At 63.8% G+C, this 25,669-nt stretch carries 22 protein-coding genes; 11 read left to right on the top strand and 11 right to left on the bottom strand.

Annotated features, from left to right (window positions below):
- Positions 1-27: 27 nt before the first annotated feature.
- Positions 28-831 (bottom strand): GAF and ANTAR domain-containing protein, encoded by an 804-nt coding sequence (locus AC5RT4_RS06505; RefSeq protein WP_494105212.1) that lies wholly within the window; start codon positions 829-831, stop codon positions 28-30.
- Positions 832-1,278: 447 nt separating this feature from the next.
- Between AC5RT4_RS06505 and lepB the strand changes: the two genes are divergently transcribed.
- Positions 1,279-1,866 (top strand): signal peptidase I, encoded by a 588-nt coding sequence (gene lepB / locus AC5RT4_RS06500; RefSeq protein WP_494105211.1) that lies wholly within the window; start codon positions 1,279-1,281, stop codon positions 1,864-1,866.
- 426 nt (positions 1,867-2,292) lie between these two features.
- Here the strand turns inward: lepB and AC5RT4_RS06495 are convergent, their stop codons facing one another.
- Together AC5RT4_RS06495 and AC5RT4_RS06490 are read right to left on the bottom strand one after the other, a co-directional pair.
- Positions 2,293-7,518, bottom strand: a complete 5,226-nt coding sequence (locus tag AC5RT4_RS06495; RefSeq protein ID WP_494105210.1) for a peroxidase family protein — start codon at positions 7,516-7,518, stop codon at positions 2,293-2,295.
- A 105-nt stretch (positions 7,519-7,623) separates the two neighbouring features.
- Entirely contained in the window at positions 7,624-8,040 is a 417-nt protein-coding gene (locus AC5RT4_RS06490) for a hypothetical protein (protein ID WP_494105209.1), read from the bottom strand.
- Positions 8,041-8,431: 391 nt separating this feature from the next.
- On the opposite strand from AC5RT4_RS06490, the gene AC5RT4_RS06485 reads away from it, so the two are divergent.
- Positions 8,432-9,790 (top strand): BTAD domain-containing putative transcriptional regulator, encoded by a 1,359-nt coding sequence (locus AC5RT4_RS06485; protein WP_494041660.1) that lies wholly within the window; start codon positions 8,432-8,434, stop codon positions 9,788-9,790.
- 15 nt (positions 9,791-9,805) lie between these two features.
- A complete protein-coding gene (locus tag AC5RT4_RS06480) occupies positions 9,806-11,221 on the top strand; it encodes a sensor histidine kinase (RefSeq protein WP_494105208.1) in 1,416 nt (471 codons plus the stop codon).
- 137 nt (positions 11,222-11,358) lie between these two features.
- On the opposite strand, the gene AC5RT4_RS06475 is transcribed toward AC5RT4_RS06480, so the two are convergent.
- Entirely contained in the window at positions 11,359-12,021 is a 663-nt protein-coding gene (locus tag AC5RT4_RS06475; RefSeq protein WP_494105207.1) for a YcnI family copper-binding membrane protein, read from the bottom strand.
- A gap of 187 nt (positions 12,022-12,208) precedes the next feature.
- On the opposite strand from AC5RT4_RS06475, the gene AC5RT4_RS06470 reads away from it, so the two are divergent.
- Positions 12,209-14,239, top strand: coding sequence for a multicopper oxidase family protein (locus AC5RT4_RS06470; protein ID WP_494105206.1), 2,031 nt, complete (start codon positions 12,209-12,211; stop codon positions 14,237-14,239).
- A 148-nt stretch (positions 14,240-14,387) separates the two neighbouring features.
- Here the strand turns inward: AC5RT4_RS06470 and AC5RT4_RS06465 are convergent, their stop codons facing one another.
- The 5 genes from AC5RT4_RS06465 to AC5RT4_RS06445 all read right to left on the bottom strand — a co-directional run bounded on the left by AC5RT4_RS06465 (position 14,388) and on the right by AC5RT4_RS06445 (position 17,368).
- Complete coding sequence (locus AC5RT4_RS06465; RefSeq protein WP_494041663.1) at positions 14,388-14,840, bottom strand: DUF4383 domain-containing protein; 453 nt, start codon at positions 14,838-14,840, stop codon at positions 14,388-14,390.
- The gene (locus AC5RT4_RS06460; RefSeq protein ID WP_494041664.1) at positions 14,777-15,370 is read right to left on the bottom strand and encodes a MarR family winged helix-turn-helix transcriptional regulator; all 594 of its coding nucleotides are present in this window, start codon (positions 15,368-15,370) and stop codon (positions 14,777-14,779) included. Before AC5RT4_RS06460 ends, AC5RT4_RS06465 begins: the two co-directional genes overlap by 64 nt.
- Before the next feature lie 92 nt (positions 15,371-15,462).
- On the bottom strand, positions 15,463-16,137 hold the full coding sequence (locus AC5RT4_RS06455; RefSeq protein WP_494105205.1) for a DUF3618 domain-containing protein: 675 nt from the start codon (positions 16,135-16,137) through the stop codon (positions 15,463-15,465).
- Positions 16,134-16,565: a phage holin family protein gene (locus AC5RT4_RS06450; RefSeq protein ID WP_494041666.1), complete on the bottom strand. Its 432-nt coding sequence runs from the start codon at positions 16,563-16,565 to the stop codon at positions 16,134-16,136. The genes AC5RT4_RS06455 and AC5RT4_RS06450 overlap by 4 nt, the downstream gene beginning before the upstream one ends.
- Positions 16,562-17,368 (bottom strand): hypothetical protein, encoded by an 807-nt coding sequence (locus AC5RT4_RS06445; RefSeq protein WP_494041667.1) that lies wholly within the window; start codon positions 17,366-17,368, stop codon positions 16,562-16,564. The genes AC5RT4_RS06450 and AC5RT4_RS06445 overlap by 4 nt, the downstream gene beginning before the upstream one ends.
- A 315-nt stretch (positions 17,369-17,683) precedes the next feature.
- Between AC5RT4_RS06445 and AC5RT4_RS06440 the strand changes: the two genes are divergently transcribed.
- On the top strand, positions 17,684-18,349 hold the full coding sequence (locus tag AC5RT4_RS06440) for a diguanylate cyclase domain-containing protein (RefSeq protein WP_494105204.1): 666 nt from the start codon (positions 17,684-17,686) through the stop codon (positions 18,347-18,349).
- Between the two features lie 32 nt (positions 18,350-18,381).
- Here the strand turns inward: AC5RT4_RS06440 and AC5RT4_RS06435 are convergent, their stop codons facing one another.
- Together AC5RT4_RS06435 and AC5RT4_RS06430 are read right to left on the bottom strand one after the other, a co-directional pair.
- Positions 18,382-18,708: a hypothetical protein gene (locus AC5RT4_RS06435; RefSeq protein WP_494041669.1), complete on the bottom strand. Its 327-nt coding sequence runs from the start codon at positions 18,706-18,708 to the stop codon at positions 18,382-18,384.
- Positions 18,709-18,902: 194 nt separating this feature from the next.
- Positions 18,903-19,247 carry a hypothetical protein gene (locus tag AC5RT4_RS06430; RefSeq protein ID WP_494105203.1) on the bottom strand — a complete coding sequence of 115 codons (345 nt, stop codon included), beginning with the start codon at positions 19,245-19,247 and terminating at the stop codon, positions 18,903-18,905.
- Positions 19,248-19,381: 134 nt separating this feature from the next.
- Here AC5RT4_RS06430 and AC5RT4_RS06425 point away from each other — a divergent pair, with 134 nt between their 5' ends.
- The 6 genes from AC5RT4_RS06425 (at position 19,382) to AC5RT4_RS06400 (ending at position 25,611) form a co-directional block, all read left to right on the top strand.
- Positions 19,382-20,599, top strand: a complete 1,218-nt coding sequence (locus AC5RT4_RS06425; RefSeq protein ID WP_494105202.1) for an MFS transporter — start codon at positions 19,382-19,384, stop codon at positions 20,597-20,599.
- A 74-nt stretch (positions 20,600-20,673) separates the two neighbouring features.
- A complete protein-coding gene (locus tag AC5RT4_RS06420) occupies positions 20,674-21,375 on the top strand; it encodes an esterase/lipase family protein (protein WP_494041672.1) in 702 nt (233 codons plus the stop codon).
- A gap of 110 nt (positions 21,376-21,485) precedes the next feature.
- Entirely contained in the window at positions 21,486-22,382 is an 897-nt protein-coding gene (locus AC5RT4_RS06415) for an LssY C-terminal domain-containing protein (RefSeq protein ID WP_494105201.1), read from the top strand.
- Between the two features lie 105 nt (positions 22,383-22,487).
- A complete protein-coding gene (locus tag AC5RT4_RS06410) occupies positions 22,488-23,306 on the top strand; it encodes a carbon-nitrogen hydrolase family protein (RefSeq protein WP_494105200.1) in 819 nt (272 codons plus the stop codon).
- A gap of 101 nt (positions 23,307-23,407) precedes the next feature.
- On the top strand, positions 23,408-24,247 hold the full coding sequence (locus AC5RT4_RS06405) for a gamma-glutamyl-gamma-aminobutyrate hydrolase family protein (protein WP_494041675.1): 840 nt from the start codon (positions 23,408-23,410) through the stop codon (positions 24,245-24,247).
- 236 nt (positions 24,248-24,483) lie between these two features.
- On the top strand, positions 24,484-25,611 hold the full coding sequence (locus tag AC5RT4_RS06400) for a glutamate--cysteine ligase (RefSeq protein ID WP_494105199.1): 1,128 nt from the start codon (positions 24,484-24,486) through the stop codon (positions 25,609-25,611).
- The last annotated feature ends 58 nt before the right edge of the window (positions 25,612-25,669 follow it).

Here is a 25,669-nt window from a genome sequence, read left to right as displayed (position 1 = left end):
TGTCCTTTTTGCCAACGGGTACACCGCCTAGGACTTGAAGTGCGTGGTGGGAGTTCCGCCGGGCAGGTCACTGAGGATGGTTTCGGCCACCACCCGCGCCTTAACGTTTCTGTGGCTGGAGGCCTTGGCGAGGATTTTGAATGCTTCCTGGTAGGAGCACCGGTTTTGGCCCATGATGACTCCGCACGCAACGTCGATGGAGGTTCTGCCCTGCATTGCGCTGCGTAGGTGCTCCGCCGTTGCCTGTGCTGCCCTCAGGTCCCTGGCCAACATGTAACTGCTGGCCGCCACCACACTGAAGGCTGTGATCCGCGAGATGGCTTGAGGAGTGAAGACGTCATCCCTGTCCGCCAGGAGTGTCAAGGCTGCGAAATTGCCTGGTTCGAGGGGTAATGGCACCGATACCAGGGAACGATAGCCCGCCTCAGCCAAGTGTTGCCAGTAGGCGGGCCAGCGGGGGGTTTTTGAGTAGCTGTTGAGGATAACCGCTGATTCCCCGGTGAGGGCCTGGGAGACAGGACCCTCACCATTCTCCTGGTCAGCACGGGCGAGGCTGACGGCGTGGTCTGTGGTGCCGGACGTCAGGATGGCTTGCCGGGGTTGCGGAAGGGACACCACGCAGTCCAGTTGGCATCCGGCGTCGGCAAGCACCGCCGCACCGGCAACGGCAAGCAGGTCCAGGGATTCCCGGTCATTTTCCGCCCGGAAATCCAGGAGTGGTGCGGACGTCGTAGGGACCGATGACTCTTTGCGGAACCACGCTGTCCCGCCGCCTCCGTCATCGGCCCCGGTCTGATGGTGCAGCTTCCGCACCCCAAGATTGATCCCCATGATCTGTCCCCCCTGAACAGTGAAACCGTCGAAGAAGTCTTCTGCAACGTCTTCAGGACGTTACGGGGCGGGGGTAGGGAGTACACGAGTAGTGAGTACTCGCTTTTAAATAACGACTACTTGGTTTCGGCCGGCCCGCCGGGTGCGGCGCCGGAAAAATCATCGCGAGTGGTCTGCTTGGCGGTGCCGGCTTCTCAACACCGCCAAGCGCTAAGGCCTCTGCTGAGCCGCCAAAAAGACCTTGGCTACTGGACCCAGATCCCAGTTACTGCTGTGCGCTTCGGCCCTTACGAGGACTACTGTGCACCGCTTGGCTCAAGGGCCCCGGCAGATGGGCTCAAGGATGACTCAAGGTTGGCTCAAGTTTTGCTGCGGGGCGCAACTCTGCTGCCGGGAAATCATCCAGCCTCCTAGGTATCCCCTAGGACGCCCCGGAAGACTGCCGGTATGGCATCAACAGCACTGCCGAAGCGAGCCGCGTCAGGAGTAAAGCGCCCCGGCAGGCGGCGGCTGGCGGGCCGCTCCCTGCTGCCCTTGCCAGGCAAGGGCCTGGTTCAAGGCCGCTGGCCCCGCCATCTGGTGATGGTGCTGGTTCCTGCCCTGGCTGTCCTTGCCGTACGCGCGTGGGTGCTGGAACCTTTCACCGTGTCCTCGGACAGCATGGAACCCACCATTCCTTCGGGCTCTGTAGTGCTCCTGTACAAGCCCGCTGCCGCTTCAGGGTTGATCCAGAACGGCGTAGTGGTCGCTTTCACCAACCCCATGGACGGCCATCCGGCCATCAAGCGGGTGGTGGCGAAAGAGGGGCAAACCGTTGCCATCCTCGACTCGGAGCTGTACGTGGACGACGTCGCCGTTCCTGAACCGTTCATTGACCACAGCCGCATCGACGCAACGTACTTTGGACCGGAAGTGGTGCCCGCCGGAAGCGTCTTTGTGCTCGGGGACAACCGTGGCGTGTCCATAGATTCCAGGGACTTTGGGGCCGTCCCGTTGACGGCGATCCAAGGCACCCTGCTCACGGGGCAAAAGTAGTTCAACCGGGTTGTTGCCGCGCGTGGACGCCGGCGCTGCCTGCACCCTCTTCCCGCCGGCGCTGCCTGCCCCTCTTCCCGCCGGCGCTGCCTGCACCCTCTTCCCGCAGGCGCTGCCTGCCCCCTCTTCCCGCCAGCCTCCCATGGACTCTTCCAGGTTTGCCTGTGCCGGTCTTGTCTTGTGCCTTGAGTAGTGGGATGAACAGGAACGCCGGTGGCGCTTAGCACCAGTGGGGGCGCACTGCAGCGTGACTTGTGGAGGCACCGCAGGCAAGAAGTTGAATCAGCACTGCATGTCTAACGGCTAACCAATTCCAACCTCTGTGTTCCAAGGGGAGCTTGCCGGGACCAAAGCCAAAGGGTGGCCTGCCCCTGACTGGGGTAGGCCACCCTTTGGATTTGGTGGTAAGCCTGTGGAGTACGCCGGTTACTTAGCCCCGGTGAGTTCCTTGGCTGCTGCGCTCCTGGCGTTGGCCCGGGAGCGGTACAGCTTGTACGCCAGGAGGGCGCAGGCTGCCAGCAGGCCCCCCGTGGTGACTGCCAGGGTGGCAGTGCCTGGATCCGTCACCAGGTACTCGGCCAGCGCCGCCAGGGAAATGGCTGCGGCGGTACCGAGGGCGCCACCGAACGGTGCTACTCCGGGTACCTGTGCCGGCTGTTCCGTGCCGGGCCCTGCGCTGAACGGGTTCGGGAGGCCTTGATCAAAGATGCCGCGTTCCTTCTCTGTTGTACCGGGAACAACAACTTCGCTCAGGTCGGAGAACTTTGGAGCGCTGCTGCCGTCGGCCGGGGCAACCTGGAACCGGTAAGCGGCACCGTTCTCCAGGTCCCGGACCACGATGCGTGTGGCACCTGGCTCGGCAGTCAGGATTTCTCCCACCTGGGTGCCCTGGGAATCAACGGTCCTGAGCAGGAATCCTCCGCTGAAATCCGTCGTATCCACGGGTGCCTGGTTTACGGGTGCGGTGTCGGACGGTGTCTGGTTTACCGGCGCGACGGGTGCGGTGTCGACGGGTGCGGTGTCGACCGGTCCCTGGTCCACAGGTGCCGGGTCGACGGGGGTCTGGTCCACCGGGCCCTGGTCCACAGGTGCCGGGTCCACAGGTGCTGGATCGACCGGTGCGGTTCCGGGCGCGGGCCCGGTCCCCGGTGCCGGCGTGACAATCACAACCACCTCGCCATCACCGGGGATGACGCCGATCCCGTCATTGATCCCACCGTCGGTGCCTTCGCCGGCTCCTTCGTCCACCTCGTCCTCGGTGCCTTCGCCAGCACCGTCGTCGGCTCCTTCATCCACCTCATCGGCGCCATCCTCCACCTCGTTCTCCCCATCGTCATCCACTCCGTCGGTTCCATCACCGAAGAGCAGTTGTTCGATGTTGTGAAGGGTGTCCGTGCCGTGCTCACCGCTGTTGTGCTGCACAGTGGTGACCGAGCCAGGGGAGCCCAGGGTGCCGTCACCACCGGTTGTGGTGATGGTGTAGTTGGCCGCGAAGTCGGAGAAGAAAGCCGTGTCGGTTCCTTCCGCGGAGGTGAGGAGCTCCCGGACAACAATGATGTTGGCGGGGTCCACGGTCCCGGCAAACACGGCCTGCTGGAGCGTCGGGCCGGTCAGGGTACCGTCGGCACTGCGCTGGTATTGGGCGTTCATTCCGGTGGCGCTGCCAACTTCACTGGCCGCGTTGTTGGCGTCAGTGCGGACGCTGAGCCGGACGCTGAGGTAACGGTCGCCGTCGAGAATGTCATCGGCGCCGCGGCCCTCAAGGAGGTCGCTGCCGCCGCCGCCCAGGAGGATGTTGCCTTCGCCCCAGACATGCGATCCGGTAAGCACAGGGCACTCCTTGGAGGCGGATGCGTTGATGACGTCGGCGAGGGGAGTGGGCAGGGAGGGAATCAGTTGGTTGAGTCCGTTGATGCGGTCCACGCCGGCCTGGTCCAGTGCGTCACAGCCGATGAAGCCTGCGCCGCCCATGGTCTTCGGGATCCGGTCATCGCCCCGGAGTTTGTCGTCGAGGGGACCGCCGGAAAGGGCTTCCACCTCGTTGTACCTGTCCCGGACGCCTACCTGGAGGATGTCCAGCGGTTCGATGGGGAGGTCAAGGTCACCGTCCTGCGGCTGCGGATCGTAGAGGCCGGTTTCCCAGTCGTAGCCGGAGGCGCCGGCCACCTTTTCCACGCCGGGTCCGGCGATGCCGATGTCGTCCCCGCCTTCCATGTCGTAGTCGTCGTCGCCGCCCTGGCCGATCAGGACATCGTTGCCGGGCTTTTGCGAGTCGTCCAGGAAGAAGAGGTTGCTGGAGTCCCCGATCAGCAGGTCGGGTCCGTCGCCGCCTTCCGCCCAGTCGTTCCCGCCTCCGCCGAACACTGCGTCCAGGCCTTCCCCGGCGATCACAAAGTCGTCGTCTTCACCGGAGAAGGTCTCGTTTGAGTTCGCTCCGCCGTTGATGAAGTCCTTTCCGTCCCCGCCGAGCAGCAGGTCCAGGCCGGGGCCGCCGTCGATCGCGTCGTTGTCCGGCCCGCCCTTCAGGATGTCGTCGCCGGCGAGGTCGGTAATGATGTCGTTTCCGTCGCCGCCCAGAACGGTGTCAGCGCCGTCGCCTCCTTCGATGACGTCGTTGCCCTGGCCGCCCCACATGGTGTCATTGTCCACGCCGCCGTAAATGCGGTCAGTATTGGCGGAGCCGTTGTAGACGGCCTGGCCGTTGATGCCGGCCGGATCCACGGAGTTGGAGGCCCGGTACTTGATGGTGCCGTCCGGCATCCTGATCAGCAGTGCGGATTCGTTGCACTCCGAGGCCGGGTCATCCGCGACGGCGTTGCCGGCGGCCTTGAAGCCCTCGGCTGTTCCGTTGAGGTTCTTCAGCTCAAACTTGCAGTCAGCCGTGGCGAATGCGTCCGCCTTCAGTGCCTGTGCGTTGGTGTTGCGCATCATCATCTCAGCGAAGGAGTTTCCTTCAAGCTGCGCCATCAGGTTCATGCCAGGGGTGCGTGCCAGGTAGTACAGCCGGTCACCGTTCTGCAGATCGGTCATCTGGCTCTCGAAGACGTAGTTGAAGGTGCTGCCGAGGAGGCCGCCGAACAGGTTGGTCCGTTCTGCCAGGCCGCCCATCCACAGGTCCACGTCATCGAGTCCGGTGATCGATGAGTTTCCGTTGTTGGCCCAGGCGTCCGTGCTGTTCATGAAGGCAACTGCGTCATCGGGGGCCACCTCGCCGGCCAGGGCGTCAGGGCTGACGATCAGCCGTGCTGCGGTGCGCTTGGCCTCCAGGGTGGTTGCACTGACGATCGAGGGGTGCTTGCCGTAGGCGGCCACGAAATTGACCAGCGACTTCGGGTGCTTGATGTTTTCGCCGAAGTCGATCCAGTTGGTGTACGGCTTGAGCTGGCTGTCGTTGGTGGCGCCGTGAATCTCCCGGCGCAGCCCGTTCAGGGTGGGCAGCCCTTCTGACCGGGCGCGGGTCAGGTTGATCGCCGCGAGGTCCATGGGGAGCCCCAGCAGCTTGTTGCGGAGGGTATCTGTAACGAACTCGTCCAGTTCGCTGCCCACCTGGTCCGACATGCCCATGATGATGCTTCCGGCGGCTTCCTCGGAGGTGAGTGTGCCGGCGGGGCCGCCGTCAGTGTAGGCGGGCGGGTTCAGGAACCCCTCGAGCAGGGACAGGTCGTTCTGGGAGCCCCTGACGTCGTCGGAAGTGCCAAACATGTTGTCCGCTCCCGGGCTGTCCTCGTTGCGGCGGGAAATGGTCTCGGTGAGCATCGAGTGGCCGAAGCGGTACACCGCGTGTGCGAATTCTGCGCTGACGGCGGGATTGATGTCCGTCTGGGCAAAAGCGAAAGGCTCGAAGATGTTGATCGCCGGCTGGATCTTCCGGGCAAACTCTTCAAACACGAGGTGTTGGTATTCCATCTCCGTGATGAACCGCGCGGCTTGGAAAAGGCGCTCGCCGTTCCAGCCGTCTGCTCCTTCTGCCAGCTTCCACTCGGCCAGTGCGGCGACGCCCCGAGCCGAGGTGTCGTTGCCGAGGACCCGCTTGATGTCTGCCACCATGCGGTCGTGCTCGGAGTGGAAGACCTGGTGGATGGCGGTCAGCCCGATGTTCTCGTTGACCCTGCCGTCTCCGGCGATGAAGTGCACGTTCAGCATTTCGTCGTCGTAGGTGCCGGGGGCCTGGCTCATGAAATCGGCAGAAGCGGCGGCGTCGGCGTCCGGGGCGGGAGCAGTCCGGGGTGTGGCGGGGTTGTGGTCGACGTCCTGCGGTGACGGATCGGCGTTGTGGGCGATGTCCGTCAGGAAAGGAGTGTTGAAGTACAGCACGTCCTGGGGCACAAGGGTTCCCTGCCCCCCGTTTGCGGCGCGGTCTGCCTCCACCAGGCCGGACTTGGTGACGAACTGCGGAAGCCCGTTCTTGGGGCCGGGGATGAACTTTCCGTAGGCGTCCGCGGCGAGCATGGGAACGTTGAGGACGTCCTTGTCCAGCAGCTGTATGCCGAGCAGCTCCCGTGCCTGCTTCTTAGTGTCGGCCCAGGTGGCCATGCCCCCGGCGGTGGGCGTTCCTTCCGGACCACCCAGCATCGCGCCCGTTGACACAGGCCGGCCTGCGGGGTTGTTGGTGTACTCGCGCAGGAACACCTGGTGGGAGGAATGAGAGGAGTAGGTCTGGCTCTGGTCCACCCAGGGCGAATTGGTGTTCAGGGCATCCTGGACATCGTCCGCGGTGCCCAGCTTGCCATCCTCGCCCGGCTGGTTTTGGCCGCGGGTCAGGACCATAAAACGCATGCGCGGGTTGAGGTCGTCGGCGTTGCCAAACACGTGGTCCGGGCCTGCGATCAGCGGGTCATCCGCCTTCAGCGGTACGTAGACCGTGCCGCCGCCCTTAACCGTCTGATCGATGCCGTGGTCAAAGAACTGCCCAAAGAGGGTGAACAGGGAGTTGTAGGGCGGTGAAAGTCCGACGTCGGTAGTCACGTTGGGGATGAACAGCGTGTTGTGCGAGGGCACGCAGCCGTCCGGGGCGGCTGCCACGGGGGGAGTCGCCTCAGGGTTTGGGTCTGTGGTGCAGGGCACCACGCCCTCGTTGCCTTGGGTCCGGGCCGGGAAGCCCGCGGCGGCAACAGCTGCCGGGTTGGTGGACGTCTGGTCCGCAATCAGGTTGCTGATGGTGCGGGGGCGCGAATCGAAAACGTTGCCAGACTTCTGCGTGTAGCTCGTGGCTGCCGGGGGCCCGCCAAAAGAGCCGCTCTCGGCGGGCCCAAACGACTTGGACCCCAGCCGCGGGAACACCTGGTCCGATGCGCCATAGGTTTCTTGGCCCGGCTGAAGGTTGTTGCAGCTTCCGTCGACGGTGCGCAGGCCGTGGGACAGCAGGGGGCTGGCAAGCTGGTCGGGTCCGGTTCCCACCAGAGCCCCGCATGGCCCGGTCTCCGACGTGGTGTTGGCCACGTGGGCCTCCGCGATTTTGATCTGCTTCAGGATGAAGGACAAGTCGGCGGGCGTCACGGTGAATCCCGCGCCTACCGGAGCTTGCACTGCGTTTGCTGCCACAGGCGGCAGGCCCATGGACGCGGCCATGGCGACTGCCCCGGCAGCGGCCAGGAACCGCAGGCGTGGGCGGGTGCTGCTTTTTTGTGTTGGTTTACGCGATGAAGCCTTCATCCTGCAATCTGCTCCCCTGTGGGGCCAACTCCCCAGTAGAGTCGGCGAAACAAGGCCATGCTGCAGGGGTGTCCTAGGGAAAACCTTGGTGGGGTTGGTCAGGTGCTAACGCCTGCCACCTTTATCGTCGCCGGGGGCGTCGTCCGAAATGTTGTCGTCCCTGAGTCCACCTTTGTCGTCGCCCGGGTGGTCGTCTGAGACGCCGGGGCCCCTGAGGCCGCCTTTATCGTCACCGGCCTGGTGCGCGGCGCTGGCCGTCGGAACGGGTCTGTAGGTCTGCTGTTGTGCGGGGACGAGTTGTGTTCCAAGAGCTGAATGCGCAGGGGTGGCGGTGATGGTGGCCGTGGGGGTCGGTGCGGGAACCAGGGCCGCGGGGTTCTGCGTTTTGCCTGTGCCGCTGCCGGCAGTCACCACCACCCCGGGGGTAACTTCAGATGGCGGCCCGGCATTTGCCTGTCCCCAGACCCCCAGGCTCGCAGCACCCACTGCAGCTGCTACGGAGAAATACCAAAACTTCTTCATTGAAACGGCCTTCCTTGCTTCTGCCCGGACACCGTGCCAGCACTGGTTCAGTGGGACGGGGTTTTGCTTGTGCTCCAAAATTAGGGGTACCGGGTTGGGGAAAGCTTTGGCGGCAAAGTGAATACTTACACCGCGCTACCTAGGCTTTTCCCAAAGTTCGGCCGAGGCGCCCGCGTTCCGGGTGTCACCAGCGCAAACGCTCCCACAAGCAGCGGCTCACCGGAGCTGCTGTTGCCTTCCGGGGGCTTGCATTCTGTGTAATGAGTTCCAAAACCAAGTACTCCCTGGAAAAGCTCAAGTAACAAAGCGAGTACCGAGCACTGTGGTTGGTGCGTATGCCCCCGGTTTCAATGAGAACCACGCACCACCGGACTACTTAGGGGGAACCTTCGTGATTACTTTGGAACTGGCCGACAACACCGAGCAGGCAGGCCTTGTCAGCGATGTAACGCCGCAGGCACCGATCCTTCAGATTTCGGTTTTCGGTCCGTTGACGATTCGCCGCGGTGACGTGGAGCTGAGTGCCAACCACCTGGGTGGACCGAAACCCCGCCAGGTGCTGGAGATTCTCCTGATGAATTTTGGTTCGGCGGTCTCCAAGGCCCGGCTGATGGACCTGCTGTGGGGCGGCAACCACCCCGCCGTGGCGTTGCCGACTCTGGAAAGCTATGTCAGCGTGCTCCGGCGCCACCTGCAGCCCGGAAGCGGCCGGACGGGTCCCTTGAAAACAGTCACCGGCGGCTATGCCATTGACCGGTCCCTGGTGGAACTGGATCTGGACCGGTTCGAGACGCTGACCAAAATGGCCGGCCAGGCGGAGCCGCGCGTCGCGCTCTCAATGCTGACTGAGGCCCTTGACCTCGCGTCCGACCCGTTGCTCGGGGATGAGCTGCTGCCGGCCTGGGCGGAGGAGGAGCGGGCCGCCCACGCAGCGCAGGTGGGCCTTGCCCGTGTCATGGCCGCAGAAACCGCCCTCTCCGTGGGGGAAGCAGAAAAGGCGATCGCCTGGAGCGGTGCGGCCGTCAAGGAAGACCCCCTCAACGAGCGGGCATGGACAGCGCTGATTCTGGGTCTTGAGCAGAATGGCGAAACTACTGAGGCCCTGCGGGCCTACGACCGTTGCCGCAGGATCATCGATATGGAACTGGGCTGCGCCCCGGGCCCTGTGCTAAGGGAAGCGCAAACCAGGCTCCTGAGGAGCACCGGCGCACCGTCCGGGCAGGCGGAGTCCCCTCGCCCCAACCACGGGGTCACGGAGAGCGGTTCGGCGATAACCAAGCAGGATGTTTTGGCCCGGCAGGAAACAGGGCGCCTGCGGATCATGATTGTTGATGACCACACCACATTTTCGGATTTATTGGCCGGTGCCCTGGACCGCGAGCCGGACCTGGAAAGTGTGGGAGCGGCGAAGTCCGTGGCATCAGCGGTGACCATGTTCCGGGACCTCGCGCCTGACGTCGTCATCATGGATCTGTACCTTCCCGACGGTTCCGGGCTCGGTGCTGCCGAGCGCATCCTTTCCGAGGCACCGGGTACCCGGATCGTGATGCTCACGGGCAACCCGTCACAGGATGCGCTGCGCGATGCCGCCCGCATGGGCATCTGCGGGTTCCTTCCGAAAGACGGCGCCCTGGGAGTAGTGCTGAACACCTTGCGGCATGCCCACGCCGGCAACATGATCGTGAATCCATCCCTGGTGGCCAGGTGGGGCAGCACCGCCCTTTCCGCCCCGGAGCCTTCGGGAAAGTAACCAGGCAGACCAGCCGTGCTCAATTTTCATGCGGCAGAGCCCGCTAATGGCGCCAACATTGGCCGTGATGCCGCTGAACGGCGCGAGGTCCGGGCTGCTGTTGCCCGGTTTCTCACTGCCGGCTTTGCGGCCCTCGTCCTGATTGCCGTCCCCGTTTCGTTCTGGGTTGGTGCCGAGGCGGAAAGGCACGCCTTGGCTAATGCCAGGGACATCACCCAGCGCCTGGCCGACAACGTGGTTGGGCCCTTGATAACAGATCAGCTCCTTGCCCGCGACCCCGCCGCGCTGGAGCTGCTGGACCAGAGGCTGGCTCCGTGGCTGGCGGAAAGCGGCGTCACCAGGATTAAGGTTTGGGACGAGCGCGGGCGCGTCGTCTACTCTGATGCCGAATCGCTCATTGGGCAGGATTTCGCACAGGAAGAGTGGGCGCGCGAGCTCCTCGAAGGCGGGCCGGCGACGGCAACCTTTGAATCCCAGACAGGGGAAGAAAACGAGTTTGAGGCAGACTCCGGCGAACTCGTGGAAGTCTACGCCCGCTCCATCTCGCAAAGCGGAGCTCCGATGATCTTCGAAACGTACACTTCAGGCGACGGGGTCCGCCGCGAGCAACAAGCAGTCCTGATGGGAATGGTCCCGCCGTTGGCGCTTTCATTGGCGGTCCTCCAGCTGACGCAACTTGTTCCCGCCGTCCGCCTGGCACGGCGGATGCAGGTCCACCAGGCCGCGCGCAACGCCATGCTGCGCTGTGCCATCGAGGCATCGGACCAGGAGCGCCGCCAGATAGCCGCTGAACTCCATGACGAGGTCATCCAGGACCTGTCCGGGCTGGCCTACGCCCTGGAATCCGAGGAGCGCCGCGGCCCGGAGGAGCTCCAGCCCGTTTTTCTGAATGCCCGCACAATACTGCAGGACAATATCCGCACCCTGCGGGCCATGACCAGCGAACTCTATCCGCCCGACCTTGAGGAGTTGGGGCTCAAGGTTTCCCTCACGAGGCTGGAAGCACCCCTGGTGGAGCGCGGTATCAACCTCATCGTTGACATTCCCGACAAGCTCGTGGTCGACCGGGACCGGGCGGTTCTGCTTTATCGGGTGGCGCGTGAAGCCCTGGTCAATGTCAGCAAGCATTCCTCCGCCCAATCGGTGGGGATCCGGATCTGGCAGGCCGGCCAGCGAACGCAGCTCACCGTTTCCGATGATGGTGTGGGCTTCGACCCTACCGAACCCCGAGCGGAAGGCCACTTTGGCCTACGGATCCTTGCGGACACCATCCGCCAGGCCGGGGGCACCTTCGAGGTCCGGTCAGCCCCGGGGGCCGGGACTTCGGTCACCGCAACGTTCGGCGGGGCAGCTCTCGCCCTCCGCTTCACCAGCCGGCACTTTCCTACGCCCTCTTCCAGCCAGGACTCGGTAGTTTCAAGGGTTCGCTAGGCCGTATATGTGGCTCTATCGGATCAGTACTCGCCGGCGCCGGCAATGCTTGGCCCTTAGCTCTTCCTGGTACGGCCAGCACGGAGGAACGCGGCAATGCCTGCGGCGAGTCCGAACAGGCCAGCCACCATCGCTACTCAGACCTGTCCGGGGGTTCCCGCGTCCGGGCTCACTGAAGCCACCGTTTCGGTGGCCTGGGTAGCCGCAGCCGCAGCAGTGCCAGGGTGGCCGTGTTCGGGCCGCGTAGCGGTAGTGGTGGTGAAGGCTGGGGCAGGGTGTTCTGGTTCGCCTTGGTCCTCGACGACGGGGTCATCCCAGTTCCGCACGCTGCCGTCGGAGTAGGACTGCGCCACTGGGAGCATCACCGTGGTGCCGGACTTCGGAAGCTTTCCCACGTACACCGAGAACGTTTGGTATAGATCAATTGTCAGCTGGCTCGCTGCGTCGTTGGCGGTCCAGGACACAGACAACGGCGCCTCAGTGTTGGTGGCACCGTCAACGGTGGCCGGCTGGGGCAATGCTCCCCTGACCACCTCCGCGGTCCAACCCGGAACGGGCTTCACCCGGACGGACGTGAACGGGGTATCCGTTGGCAGGTCCACCTCAATCTTCGTGGTGGTGGCGGTCTTCGATTCGCTGGGAACCCTGAAGGTCACCTGGGTCGAGGCGCCTTCGGCGGGGGCGTCCGGTGTCACGGTCACGTGGGCAGAGGCGGCACCGAGGCCGAAGGTCATGAGAGTGGCAGTGGCTGCCCCCACGGCAGCTGCCTTCAGCGAACGCGGGGTTTTGGTGGTGCTCAAGGGACAGTCCTTTGCTTGAAGCCGCGCACGAGGGCAGGCGGCTGATGGGATTTTCGGCAGCTGCTTCCTCTGCCGGCCATGGCGTTGTGCCAGCCAGCCTGGCGTTGCCCGCTTGGGAAATCCTTGGCATGGCCCAGCCCCAGATTTCCCCAACTTTTTCGCACTGTGGTCCGCACATGCTTTGGACATGTCCATTTCACGCCGGCAGGCAATGCAAATAGGTGGTATCGGAATCATCGGCGCCTTTGGGCTGGCCGTGCCACTGAGATCGGTCGAGGCCAAGTCTGCAAGCCAGCTGGATCCTCGTAACATGCCCAGGCTTTACCAGCGGACCCTGACTGTCCCTGAAGTGCTGAGGCACACACACAAAACCGTGGACCCGGATGGCCACACCAGGTACCACTACCGCATTCAGCAAAAACTGGGTTCAGCGAACATTGTGCCCGGTATGACCACGCCTATTCTTGGCTATAACGGAACCTTTCCGGGCCCCACCATCAAGGTAAACCAGGGGGACCGTACCACCCTCATGATGGACAACGTGCTGCCGCTGCTCCATCCGCAGTGGGGGTATCGGCTCGATACGTCCACCCACCTGCACGGTTCGGCTTCCCTGCCTCAGTTCGACGGCTACGCGAACGATTTGACCGGGCTTGGCTACTGCAAGGATTACGAGTACCCCAACTTCCAGCCGGCGCGAACTCTTTGGTATCACGACCATGCGGTGCACAACACGTCACAAAGTGTCTATTCCGGTCTCGCCGGCCACTACCACCTGCACGATGACGTTGAGCGGAACCTGCTTCCGCAGGGCAAGTTCGACGTTCCGTTGACTGTTTCGGATGCTATGTTCGCTGCCAACGGTCAACTGGCATACGACGACAACACCCACTCCGGGCTCTGGGGTGACGTGATTTTGGTCAATGGCGCCCCATGGCCAGTGATGAAGGTCCAGCGGAGAATCTACCGCTTTCGTATCCTCAATGCCTCCATCTCCCGCTCCTACCGGTTCTCCCTCAGCACAGGGGACCCGGTGACCATGGTGGCAACGGATGGCGGCCTGATGCCCACGGCACAGCAGGTGACATCATGGCGGCACAGCGGTGCCGAGCGCTACGAAGTCCTCATTGACTTCTCCAAGTACCCGGCAGGCAAACGCGTGGAATTGCGCAACCTGTCCAACAAGAACAACGTGGACTACGACAACACCGGCAAGGTCATGGCGTTTGATGTGACGGATGAACCGGTGGATACGTCCGGGCCTGCGGCAAAGGTCCTGCCGACTCTGCTTACGTCAAGCACCACTATGGACCTCAAGCCGTCCCAATCCGTGAAAACCCGGCACATGCGGGTAAAGCGGGACAACGACATCTGGACGTTCGGTGGCATGACCTGGGACGAAGTGGTGGCGAGCGGCTACAAAAAAGTCCTGGCCGACCCGGACCTGGATGATGTGGAAATCTGGGACATCGAGAACAGCTCAGGTGGTTGGTTCCACCCTGTCCATATCCATCTGGTGGATTTCCAGATCCTCAGCCGCAACGGGCGGGCGCCCTTCAACTACGAGCGCGGGCCAAAGGATGTTGTCTACGTAGGCGAGGGCGAAACAGTCCGGCTGCTGATGAAGTTCGAACACCATCGCGGCAGGTACATGATCCACTGCCACAACCTCCCGCACGAAGACCACGACATGATGGCCCAATTCAGTGTGGGTATGAACCCGAACGACCCGGACCCCAACGATCCCATCGAGGCGTCGAGGCCGCACCCCATCACACCAGAAGGAGTGGGGGAACCGGCCAAAGAGCCAACGTCGGCAACGACTGAGTCGACCGTTGGCGACAGTTCAACCGGAACAGCTGAGCCAACAGCTGCTGCAACCCCGACCCCAACCCAAACCACAACCCAGCCGGCGGCTGAACCCCCGACTGCCCAAACCGATGTTCTTAGCATCACCACCGCCAGGCACCGTCTCCGGAAGGACTTGACGATTTCAGGCACTGCCAGGGTCGCGGGCGCCGTCCCGGCCGGTTCGGCATCGGTCACCATCTACGACGTCTCTCCCAACCGCGCACCGAGCAAACTTGGAACCGTCACGGTCAACTCCCTTGGCAGCTGGACCTTGGAGGCGAAGCCGGGCCCGAGCCAGCAGGTGACAGTGGTGAAGGCCGAATCCACGCGCGGCGGATCTGCTACGAGCGCTGTCCGCACCGACTGACAGTTCCCCTTTCCGCCGTCGAAAAAGCCCCTCCGGTTCGTCAAGAGTCGGAGGGGAAGGCGACCCCATCCGGCAGCACAAAAAGCACGGCCCGTCCTCCGGAAGGACGGGCCGTGTAAGGCGAGGTCTACTTGCCCCTCACCCTGGCTTAGCGGTGGTCGGTACGTGCGGTGTTGCGCGAGAGCAGGATGGCCAGGGCGATCATGGCGATGCCGAGGACGAAGTGGAGCCAGTTGTCCGCGTTGTTGACGGGCACGAAGTTGGCCGGGGTGTCATGACCGATAACGAGGCCGTAGAGCCAGAGGACCAGGTAGACGACTCCGCCGTAGAGGAGGAAGTTGCGCGCCTGACCGTGAGTGCGGGACATCAGGATGCCGGCCACGCCGAACAGCAGGTGGACGATGTTGTGCAGGACCGAGACCTGGAAGATGCCCAGGAGAAGTGCCTCCGAGCCATGTCCGGCAAATGAGAGTGCCCCGTAATTGCTGGTGATGCCCGGGATGAACCCGAGGATTCCTACCAGCAGGAAGACTGCACCTACTGCCTGCGCTGCTTTCTGGAGGGTTGTTTTGGGTCCGGTTGTCCGGTTTGTTGTAGCCATGGGTGTGCTCCTGGTTCATTGAGGTTTGTGCTTGTGATGTCCGGCGGCGGCAGGGCCGATGCGCCTGGATGGCGGCTTCGGGCTGTGCCCCGGGAAAGGGGAGTGTGCTCGGTGTTCCTGAGCTGGATGATGTGTTGTTCGAGTTGGCGGCGGAACTCAACCTCGGCTTCGGCTTCCGGTGATGCCTGAACCAGGTCCTCAGCCGTGGAAAGGGCCGCCCGTCCAGCTTCCGTAAGTTGGATGTTCGCGCTTCGGCCGTCCCTTCCCGGTTCTTTAGCAAGGAACCCGAGCTCGTGCAGGCGCCGCAGAACCTTGCCCAGGCTTTGCTTGCTTACACAAAGCAGCGCGGCCACGTCAGAGGCTGTGGTGGGTTCAAGTTCCGCCACTGCCTCCAGCGCGTCGAGTGCGCCTTTGGTAAGTCGGAGGCGGGAAAGTTTGCGGTTGAGCTGGCGTTCCGTGAGCCGGGCGGCGATGCTGACAAGCCGGTGAGTGGCCCACTGCTCCGGCTCCCACCGCGGAAGAGCGTTCATATGCCGCGGGCCACCGGCTGGCAACTGCTGGTCCGGTTCCGGTTGCCGTCCCGCAGGATCGCGGGGCGGCTTCCGGACCCTGTCCTGGCCGCTCACGCGTTCGCGACGTTGTCCTTGGCGTCGGTGGCGCGGTCATTGACGTCGGTGACGGCGCTTTGGCCTTCGTTTTTGACGTTTTGGGCGGCGTCAGTGGCGGTGGCCTTGACGCTTTGGATGGCTTCCTGGGCGGGTTCCTTCAGGTCCTGGACGACGTCTTTGGCGGCGTCGGTGACTTTTCCGGCCAGGGGTTCGGCAGCGGTTTTGAGCTGCTGGGCCGCTTCGCGTTCTTTCTGGCTGGCCGGGATCAGGGAGGAGATGAGCATCCCGGCGCCGAACGCGATCAGCCCGGCGGCCAGCGGGTTGCCTTGGGCCTGGGCTTTGACCTGTGCCGGTGCGTGGGAGATCGCGGTTCCGGCGTCGGAGAGTTTAGCGCTGACGTTGTCCTTGGCCCCGTGCAGGGTATCGCCGGTGCTGTGCAGGGCGTTCCCGGTGTGCCCGGTCCCGGAGGAGACCTTGTCCTGGACGGTGGAGGTGGCCGAGTCTGCTGCTCCCATGATTTTCTCCTTAGCCCCGCTGACCGCGTCCTTCACGGTGTCTTTGACTTTGTCGGTCTGGCGCTGGACAACGTTGGCCGGGGTGACCTTGTCCGCGACCGCGTCCACGTTGGTGCCGAGGCGCGCACGGGTTTCTTCGATTTCCTGACGGATTGCATCCGGGTTATCGCTCATCGGTTTACCTCACCTGGTTTTAGGGTTGGGGGAATTTCAGAAAGTGTTTCGCCCGTCTGGGGCAGGCCCTGGATCTGTTTGAGTTCCTTGCGGCCGATCGATGCCAGGACCGCGGCGATGATGCCCCAGATCACGGCGACGATCACAGCGGCCCAGCCCAGCGGCATCAGCGCGCCGAGGGCGAACATCAGCCCCAGGGACAGGAACACCAGGACGAAGTGCCCGGCCACGCCGGCGCCGGCGAGCATCCCGCCGCCCTTGCCTGCCTTCGTGGCGGACTGCTTCAGCTCGGCCTTGGCGAGGGCGACTTCCTGGCGCATCAGGGTGGACAGGTCCCGGGTGACATCACCGAGCAACTCACCCAGGGACGTGTTGTCCGCCTTCACATGCGCCTCACTCGGAGCAGGCTCCGGAATTTGGCTACTCACAGGTGGCGTCCTTCCCTCGTCTGGAAATCGTTATACGGCTCATCCACGTCCGCCAGCGGTACGCCGCCTGCCTCGGTGTCCGAGAAAACAGGCTGTCCCGGTTCCCCGTAAATGGTGTCACCGTAGGTGGCCGGGACAACCGCCTCTCCGGGGAATGGCTCATCGATTCCCGCTGTCACCAGCGGCGCAGCAGCCAACGGGGGCTGTGCGGGCTGGGGCGGGATGGCTGCCGTTCCTGCAGCCGGAGCTCCGGCGGTGAGCCCACGGGTGAGGCGGCCTGCGAGGATGCCGGCGCCTGCGGCCAGCAGCAGGAAAGTGCCGGGCTTGTTGCGGGCGAAGGTCTGAACCTCGCTCAACAGCGAGGCCGCATCCTTGTTCTCAACCCAGGAAGCAATAGAGGAGGTACGGTCAGCGGCCTGGCGGATCAGGTCACTGGCAATGCCCGGCTGATCCGGGGCATCAGCCATGCTCTGCAGCTGGCTGGAAATGGTGCGGATCCCCTCGGCAGCCTTCTGCTGCTGGGTGCCGGCCTGGCTGGAAAGCCCTGACTTGGCCTGCGACAGCAGATCCTGCGCACTGGACTTCGCCTCGGAAGCGACGTTGGCCACTTCTTCCTTCGCGGTCTGCGCTACACCCTGCGCCGCCGATGCTGCCTGGCCGGCCACATTCGACGCCTCTTCCTTGGCGGCCTGCTTCTTGGAGCTGGTGCCGTCCTGGCCTGTTGGGGGAACGGTCGGTGCTGCATTCCCGTACTGGTCAAGGGTGCCCGGGGCAGAAGCCGAGGGCCACTGGTTCTCCGTCATCATCACTCGCTTTCGTAGAAGGCAACTAATTAGTAAGCATGTTTACTATCTACATACTAAGCACACTTGTTATTTCCAGCGCAAGACAGCCCTCTGCCGTGGACATCGCTGCGATCGCACTTGACCAGCGATAACTCCCGTGGGTCCCAGGCTTCCCGGCGACCCCGCACTAGTATCTGAGGCAGGATAAGGTCACTCGATATGGGGTCATTGAAGAATGCCCGTAGCGGCAACGGCAGCCGATTCAACAGTGATTTGCCGGAACAACGTCACGGTTTCCGGTCGGCTCGGATCCACGCTGCAGTCCTAATGCCGGTGGGTGACCAAAATCTGTATTCCACCCACTGCATACCGCAGTCTGGCATCGCGGGCGCGGTGTCCGAGATAGCGGTTGAAATTACCGCTGGAGACGATCAGCGCCGGGCCGCGCTGATCCCGGCGTCGCGGTCCCCGGTCTCGACAGGGGACCCCGCCGTCGTCCGCGTCATCATCTTCAGCGCCCACGAACGCCGGTTATACGAGAAGGAACTGGTGACAGCTCTCCGGGCAGCAGAGGAATCCGAGGTCCGCCGTGCCGAGGGAGAGAAGAAGCTGCAGCGGCTCGCCCTGCAGGATGCCCTCACCGGGCTCCCTAACAGGACAGGCCTGAAGGCGGAGCTGGACCAGCGGCACTCCGGCGGCCTGGCGGAAGGAGACAGCAGGCTGGCGGCGCTCTTTATCGACCTGGACCATGTCAAGGCCGTCAATGACAGCCTGGGGCACGGCTTCGGTGCAGACTCGGGAGATTCAGCGATCGTGGGCAGCTGCATCAACCTGGCTGCATGGCTGGACGCCAATGACGCGGCAAACCGGCCCGCGCTTGACGACCTTTTCCCTCAAACTATGAGTGCAGCTACCCGTCTATTCGGATACAGCTGCACTCAAAGTTTGTGGAAAATCTGGAAGAAGAAGAAAGTTTGTGGCGGCATCCTGGCCCGATGAGTGGGCGCTGCGGGTGCCTTGCCTGTATTGCTTTAGGCCGCGATCAGAGCGCGCCGGGCCGGAGCGTGCTCCCGGCGCGGCGCCAGCACACTGATGGTGCAAGGCGCCTGCTGCGGATCGATCCTGGCCGGCAGGTGGTGGGTTTCCGAAGCGGTATAAAGCATTTCCAGCGCTTCTTCATCCACCCGTGCGTGGCTGATGTCCAGCTTCAGGTCCAGGCCTTCCCGTAAGGAGTTGGCCCGCTTAACTACTACATAAAGTGCGTTTACGCTGTGGACGGTGATATGCCCCTTTGCAATCACCAGAGCCTTGGCGTGGTCGAGATCTACACGGACAACGATGTTGAGCTTGGAGTTCAAGTTGTAAAGCCTTCCCCGGCATTTGGCTGCGACGCTGCAGCTTCTTGCTATGGCCTGTTTCTTAAGCCTTATCCAGAGTAATGGGCGAATGTGACTCACGCAACAGTTACGTATTTATTACACCAATTGGGGATGCTGGTGTTGTGACAGAGGCCCCGGGCAGTTCCGCCCGAGGCCTCGAATTTCCGGACCGGCTAGACCACCGCCTCGGGAAGACTTCCGGTCAGTACCGTCACCGGAGCGGATGACCAGCGCCCGCGCTCGGGCTCATAGGAGATGACCACGGAGGTGTCGCTGTTCCGCACCTCATCTATGGCGAGCAGGAGGGCGTCCTCAAGATGCCGCGCATATTCCAGCCGCTCAGCCAACGTTCCCCGAAGTTCGCTGTCATCGATCAACGCGTGGCTCTTGCCGTCCACGATGACCTTCAGCAAATACCCCTGGTCCTCGTGAAGGGATCCGCGGGTTGATGTAATCTCGGTGACTTTGTCTGCCCGGACCAGCCCGTTGCCGAGCGTACGGATCCACACTTCACCCATGAAATAAACCTCCCCTTCGGCCGTGGGCGCGAATCAGCACCCATAAGGCAAACGGTAGTCCTTCACAAGGGTTTTGTGACCCCCACACTTCGGCTTTTCTATCTCCTGCAGACGGCCCCCCTAGGATAAATCTGATGACTTCCCCGGACGCCCCCGAGCCCTTCAGCCTTCGCAGCATCGCGGTGGCGGCTTTTGGGCCCACGCTGCTCTTCGGGGTGGGGCAGGGGGCCATTCTTCCGGTGGTGGCGCTGACTGCGCGCGACCTGGGCGCCACCGTTGCCGCGGCGGCCCTGATCGTCACGCTGATGGGGCTCGGCTCCTGGATTTTCAACCTTCCCGCCTCCCTGGTAACCCTGAAATTCGGTGAGCGCTGGGCGATTGTGGGCGCGGCCATCGCTGCCGGCCTGGCCCTTGCCGCGGCCGGGGTGTCCTCCCTGGTCCCCAACGGGCTGTGGCTGCTCGCCGTGGCGATGGCCGTCGTCGGCATGTCCGGGGCAGTGTTCGGCCTGGCGCGGCAGAAATACCTCACGGAAGCCGTTCCTGTGGCGTTCCGTGCGCGGGCGCTGTCCACGCTGGGCGGCGTCAACAGGATCGGTGTGTTCATCGGCCCCTTTTTGGGTGCGGCCGTAATGCAGTTTTTCGGGATCGGTGGTGCCTACTGGGTGGGCGTGGTGGCGATGGCCGCCGCGGCGGTGTTGTCCCTCACCATTCCCGACCTCAAGCCGGCGGAAACGCACGACGGCGGAACACCAGGGCCGGGGCCGACCCTCCGCAGCGTTGCGGTCTCCCACGCCGGCGTGTTCCTCAGCGTTGGCGTGGGAATCCTCCTGCTGAGCGCCCTGCGCTCCTCACGGCAGGTGGTCATCCCGCTGTGGGCAGACCACCTGGGAATGGACGCCACTTCTGCCTCCCTGGTCTATGGGCTGTCCGGGGCTATCGACATGCTGGTGTTCTATCCCGCCGGCAAGCTCATGGACCGGAAAGGCCGCCAGTTTGTGGCCGTCCCATCCACGCTGATCATGGGCACTGCGCTGCTGCTGATACCGCTGACCGGGTCTTTTGTGGGGCTGCTGCTGGCCGCACTGCTCATAGGGTTCGGCAACGGCATCAGTTCCGGGCTGGTCATGACCCTGGGCGCTGACTTTTCCCCGGACCGGGGCCGCGGCCAGTTCCTGGGCCTGTGGCGTTTTATGGCCGACGCCGGTTCCACCGCCGGGCCTGTCCTTCTTTCCGGGGTGACGGCCCTGGCGTCCCTGGGCGCGGGGATCTCAGCCACAGCCGTCCTGGGGTTCGCGGCGGCGGCCGTGTTCGCCGTCGTGATTCCCCGGCTCAGGCACCGGCGCAACTACTGACAGGGTTCTGGCACAGCTGCCTGTTTCGGCCGGGGATTGCTGGGTAACGGCCTCGGCGCGGTTATCCTCAACAGATGAGTGAAACGGGCACGCCCACTCGAACCAGCCCCCTGCAAAAGGGTCTGTGGTGGTTGCAGGACTATTTATATGCCGGCGCGTGGCAGGTCCGTGGCATGTTCTCCCGGGTGCAGCCCGGCTCGTTCCACCAGGGCCACCGCACTCCAGTGGTGATCATTCCCGGGGTTTACGAAAACTGGCAGTTCATGCTGCCCCTCATCCAGTGCATCCACGACGCCGGCCATCCCGTGCACGTGGTAACGGTGCTGCAGCGAAACAGCCTGGACGTCCCCGCAGCCGCCCGGCTCGTTGCCCAGCACCTGGAGGAGGCCGGGCTGCGGGACGCAGCCATCGTGGCGCACAGCAAAGGCGGGCTCATCGGCAAGTACGCCATGCTGAACCTGGACCCGGAGCACCGGATCCACCGGATGATCGCCGTGTGCACGCCCTTTTCAGGATCGCGCTATGCCAAGTACATGCTGCTTCCCAGCCTGCGGATCTTTTCGCCGCGCAACGCCCTGACCCTCCAGCTGGCACGCGAGGAGACCATCAACACCAGGATCACGTCCATCTACGGGCCGTTTGATCCGCACATACCGGAGGGCAGCGTCCTGCCGGGGGGCACCAACATTGAGCTGCCCACGGCCGGCCACTTCCGGATCCTGGGGGATCCCGAAACCTCGCGGATCATCGTGGAACAGCTGAACCTTCCTGCGTGAGCGGGAGCGCCTCCTGTCCGCCGGGGGCCGTGCTTGCAGGGTCGGGGCTGCAGGCATCCTCCTGAACCTCTTAGGCTGGTCAAGGATTGGCGACCGAAAGGGGAAACACTGTGACGTCCACCGGCGGGAAGCGGGCTGTTCCGGAAGAGCCGGACCACTCGCGGTCCAGCAGCGCGGAAGTGCGGCGGCAAAGCAGGTGGGCCACCGTGCTGGCGGTCCTGCAGCGGCTGCTGTATCTGGTGGTGACCATCGCCGTCGGCTGGGCTGTGTACTACTTCCTCCTCGCCAGGCTCTCGCGCGGGCCCGAGCAGGCATGGGTCTTCCTGCCGGTGTGGCTGATCCTGGCGTACGCCCTGCTGCCGCGCATCCACAAAATCCTGAGCAGCCTGTACATTCCGGACTACTTCATCGGGCGGACAAGAACGGGCGACGGCGTACTGGGCGATCCCGTGAACCTCGCCGTGGTAGGCCCCAAGGAGGAGCTCCGGCAGGCGATGCAGACGGCAGGGTGGGTGGAAGCCGACCCCATCACCCCCAGCACCGCGTGGCGCACCCTGACGTCGACTGTCCTTGCGCGCAGCTACCCGCACGCCCCGGTCAGCTCGCTCTACGTTTTCGGTAACAAGCAGGACCTCGCGTTCCAACGCGAAATCGAGGGCAACCCGCGTAAACGGCACCACGTGCGGTTCTGGAAATGCCCGGAAGGCTGGATGCTGCCCGGCGGGCTGGCCGTGGACTGGGTAGGGGCCGGCACCTATGACCGGAGCGTGGGACTCTCCCTGTTCACCTTCCAAATCACGCACAAGATTGCTGACCGCACGGACGAGGAACGCGACTTCATCATCGAAACCCTCCGCTCGGCCAACGCTGTTGAGTCCGTGCACGTGATCCGCAACTACTACAGCGGCTACCACCACCGCAACGGCGGCGGCGATGCCATCCGGACCGATGGCCACCTGCCCATCATCGACCTTCACCCGCCAGACCGGCTGCGGAAGGCAAAGTAAGCCTGCGCGGCTCCGAGGGGGAGGGGCCGGGGAGGGCTGTTGACTCAACCGGGGGTATGGGAACCTTATTGGAGGGGTCCGTTTCGCGGTGGCAGGAGGACTGTAGTGAGAATCGCCTCCGGGCAGTTCAGCGCCGGCAGGGACCCCCGCCGGAACCTGCTGCACATCGGGCAACTGATGGAAACCGCAGCCCTGGGCAACGCGGACTTGTTGGTGCTCCCCGAGTCCAGCCTCTACGCCAGCACCGAGCCCCCGAGCGTCCTGGCCACTGTGGCAGAGCCCCTGGACGGGCCGTTCGTGGGAGGCATCGCCGCGCTCGCAAAGGGCCTGCACTTGCCAGTGGTGGTGGGAACTACCGAGGCCAACCCCACCGGTCTGCCATACAACACCCTGGTGGCCCTTGACGCTGAGGGGGCCATCCAGGGCACCTACCGCAAAGCCCACCTCTATGACGCCTTCGGTTGCAGCGAAAGCGCCGGAATCAGCCAGGGAACCATCGGCCCACCTGACCTGCTCTCCTACGGCCAGCTGCGCCTCGGCATGCTCACCTGCTACGACCTTCGGTTCCCGGAGAGCGCCCGCTTCCTGATCGACGCCGGAGCAAACGTCCTGCTGCTGCCGGCCATGTGGATTGCCGGTCCGGGCAAAGAAGACCACTGGAGCACCCTGGTCCGCGCCCGCGCCATAGAAAACACCTCCTATGTGGTGACGGCCAACCAGTCAGGACCCCTTGCCACCGCATATTCGATCATGGTTGACCCTTTCGGGGTGGTCATTGCCAACGCGGGCGAAGCGCCCAAAGTTGTCTTCGCGGAGCTTGAACCTGAACGGATCGCGGCAGTTCGGACCCGCGTGCCGTCCCTGCTGAACCGCCGCTTCAGCGTCATCCCCCGCACAACGGGTGAGCCCGTGGGTAGAGCCTGAAAATTGTGATCCTCTCGACACCTCGAATTGACCGCGACGAAACATTCCGGGCCCTTTGCAGCCATAGCATTAATGCAGAGAAATTCCCCGGAAGGACCACAGTGCAAACAACCGACGCCGCGATGAAACCCATCATCGGACTCACCACGTACCTCGAGCAGGCCGGTACCGATGGATGCGGCACGGTCAGGGCGGCATTCCTGCCCGAGACATACCTGAACCCCATCATCGCAGCGGGCGGTGTCCCCATCCTCCTGCCACCCCAGCCGGTGGTGGCAGGAATGATTGAACAGCTCGTGAACAGGCTCGATGGTTTGGTGGTTCCAGGCGGATGGGACGTGGATCCGGCACTGTACGGCCAGGCAGCCCACCCTGAAACTGACGAGCCCCGCCCGGAGCGTGATGCCTGGGAGCAAGCCCTGATCCAGGAAGCGATCCGGCAGGACGTTCCACTGCTCTGCATCTGCCGGGGGGAGCAGCTGCTCAACGTGACACTTGGCGGCAGCCTCCACCAGCACCTGCCCGACGTCATCGGAAACGGGCAGTACCAGCTCGGCGGTTACAACTTCAACCAGATCGCCGTCGAAATCAGGTCCGGCTCCCGCCTTGAAGAACTGATTGGTGCCAACCCCGGACCCGTCCCTGTGTCCCACCATCAGGCTGTGGACAGGCTCGGTGAGGGCCTCGTGGCTGCTGCCTGGAGCGAGGATCAGGTGGTGGAGGCTGTTGAATATCCGGCCAGTACCTTCACGATGGGTATCCAGTGGCACCCGGAAGAGCTTCCCGAGGACTTCGGCATTTTCCGGGGGTTCGTTGAAGCAGCCCGCGGTAAGTTCCTGTCCCGGCTCCTGCCGGCCACCCCGCCGTCGTCGGTCTCCGCAGAGTCGGTGGTGACAAGCCCGGCCACGGGCGCTATCTCCATACAGCCCGGCGCCTTTTAGGGCTCCGTGCCCCGGCACGGAGTCCCGCCCGGATCCCTGCCTAGCAGCCAGGTGACAAGGCTGTGGGCCACCTGTCTTGCGGGCAGGAACTAAGCCTGCTTACTATGTGAGGGTTATGGGAGGTTGAGCAAACGCCCTGGGATCCATACAAGGAGCATCGTGGCTTACCTTATCCAATACGGCTGTGCACTCGCAGGCGGGCGGTTGCCGGTTGTTACACCCTGCGGGGTGGTCCGATGACGCGTAGGGTCGGGGTTGAGGAAGAGTTCCTTATTGTCGACGCCGGCGGGAACCCGGTGCCACTGGGCGAGGTCCTCGAACAGCTGAGCGACTTTCCCCGCCTCACCAGCGAGATGAAGCAGGAGCAGATCGAAACCTGCACCCTTCCCCGGACCAGCCTTTTAGACGTGGCGCAGGACCTTACAACAGGGCGGGCGAGTGCCGACGCTGCAGCCCGGCGGGTGGGAGCACGAGCCGTAGCTTTGGCAACCTCGCCGATGCCCGTACAGTCCACCATCGCGCCCGGCGAGCGGTGCGCGGCCCTGATGGAACGGTTCGGTCTCACTGCCGCAGAGCAGCTGACCGGCGGCTGCCACGTGCACGTGGAGATTGAGTCGGACGAGGAAGGCGTCGCCATCCTTGACCGAATCAGGATCTGGATGCCCGTCCTGCAGGCGCTCAGCAGCAACTCGCCGTACTGGAACGGTGTGGACTCGAGCTTCGCGAGTTACCGTGCCCAGGCCTGGAACCGGTGGCCAACCACGGGACCGGCGGAAATTTACGGTTCAGCCGCCGCCTACCACCATGAGATGCAGCAGATGCTCAGCTCAGGGGTACCACTTGATCAAGCAAACCTTTACCTGGACGCCCGGCTGAGCCACAAACATCCCACCGTTGAGGTCAGGGTGGCCGACGTCTGCTTGTTCGCCGACGACACCGTCCTCATCGCCGCCCTGGTGCGCGCCCTGGCTGAGACGGCGGCACGGCAGTGGCGTGACGGCGTTGGCCCCGTTCCGGCGTCGGCTACCCGGCTGCGGCTTGCCGCGTGGCAGGCGAGCCGTTATGGACTGGACGGTGAGCTGGCCGATCCATTGACGGGTACTCTGCGCGGCGCCTTCGAGGTTGCACTTGCGCTGCTGGACCACCTGCGCCCGGTGCTCGAGGAGCAGGGTGAGTACAGCACTGTGGAGTTCCTCCTGTTCCAGGTTCTGGACCGGGGGACCGGCGCTGCAGTTCAGCGCAGCTCCTATGCCGAATCGGCCAGCCTCAGGGACGTGGTGGCCGACGCCGTCCACATCACTGCGCTGCCCGCCACTCCGCTGCAGGAGGTGGAGAACCGGCTTTTGCAGAACCAACTGACGTAGAGCTTGGAAAGTGGAGGGCTGGGGCTCCTCACGTGCTGCACAGGTTGCAGTCAACGCA

The organism is Arthrobacter sp. sptzw42, from assembly GCF_059089685.1.
The sequence above is the reverse complement of the archived record's forward strand: the minus strand, read 5'-3'. Positions and strand labels throughout refer to the sequence as shown.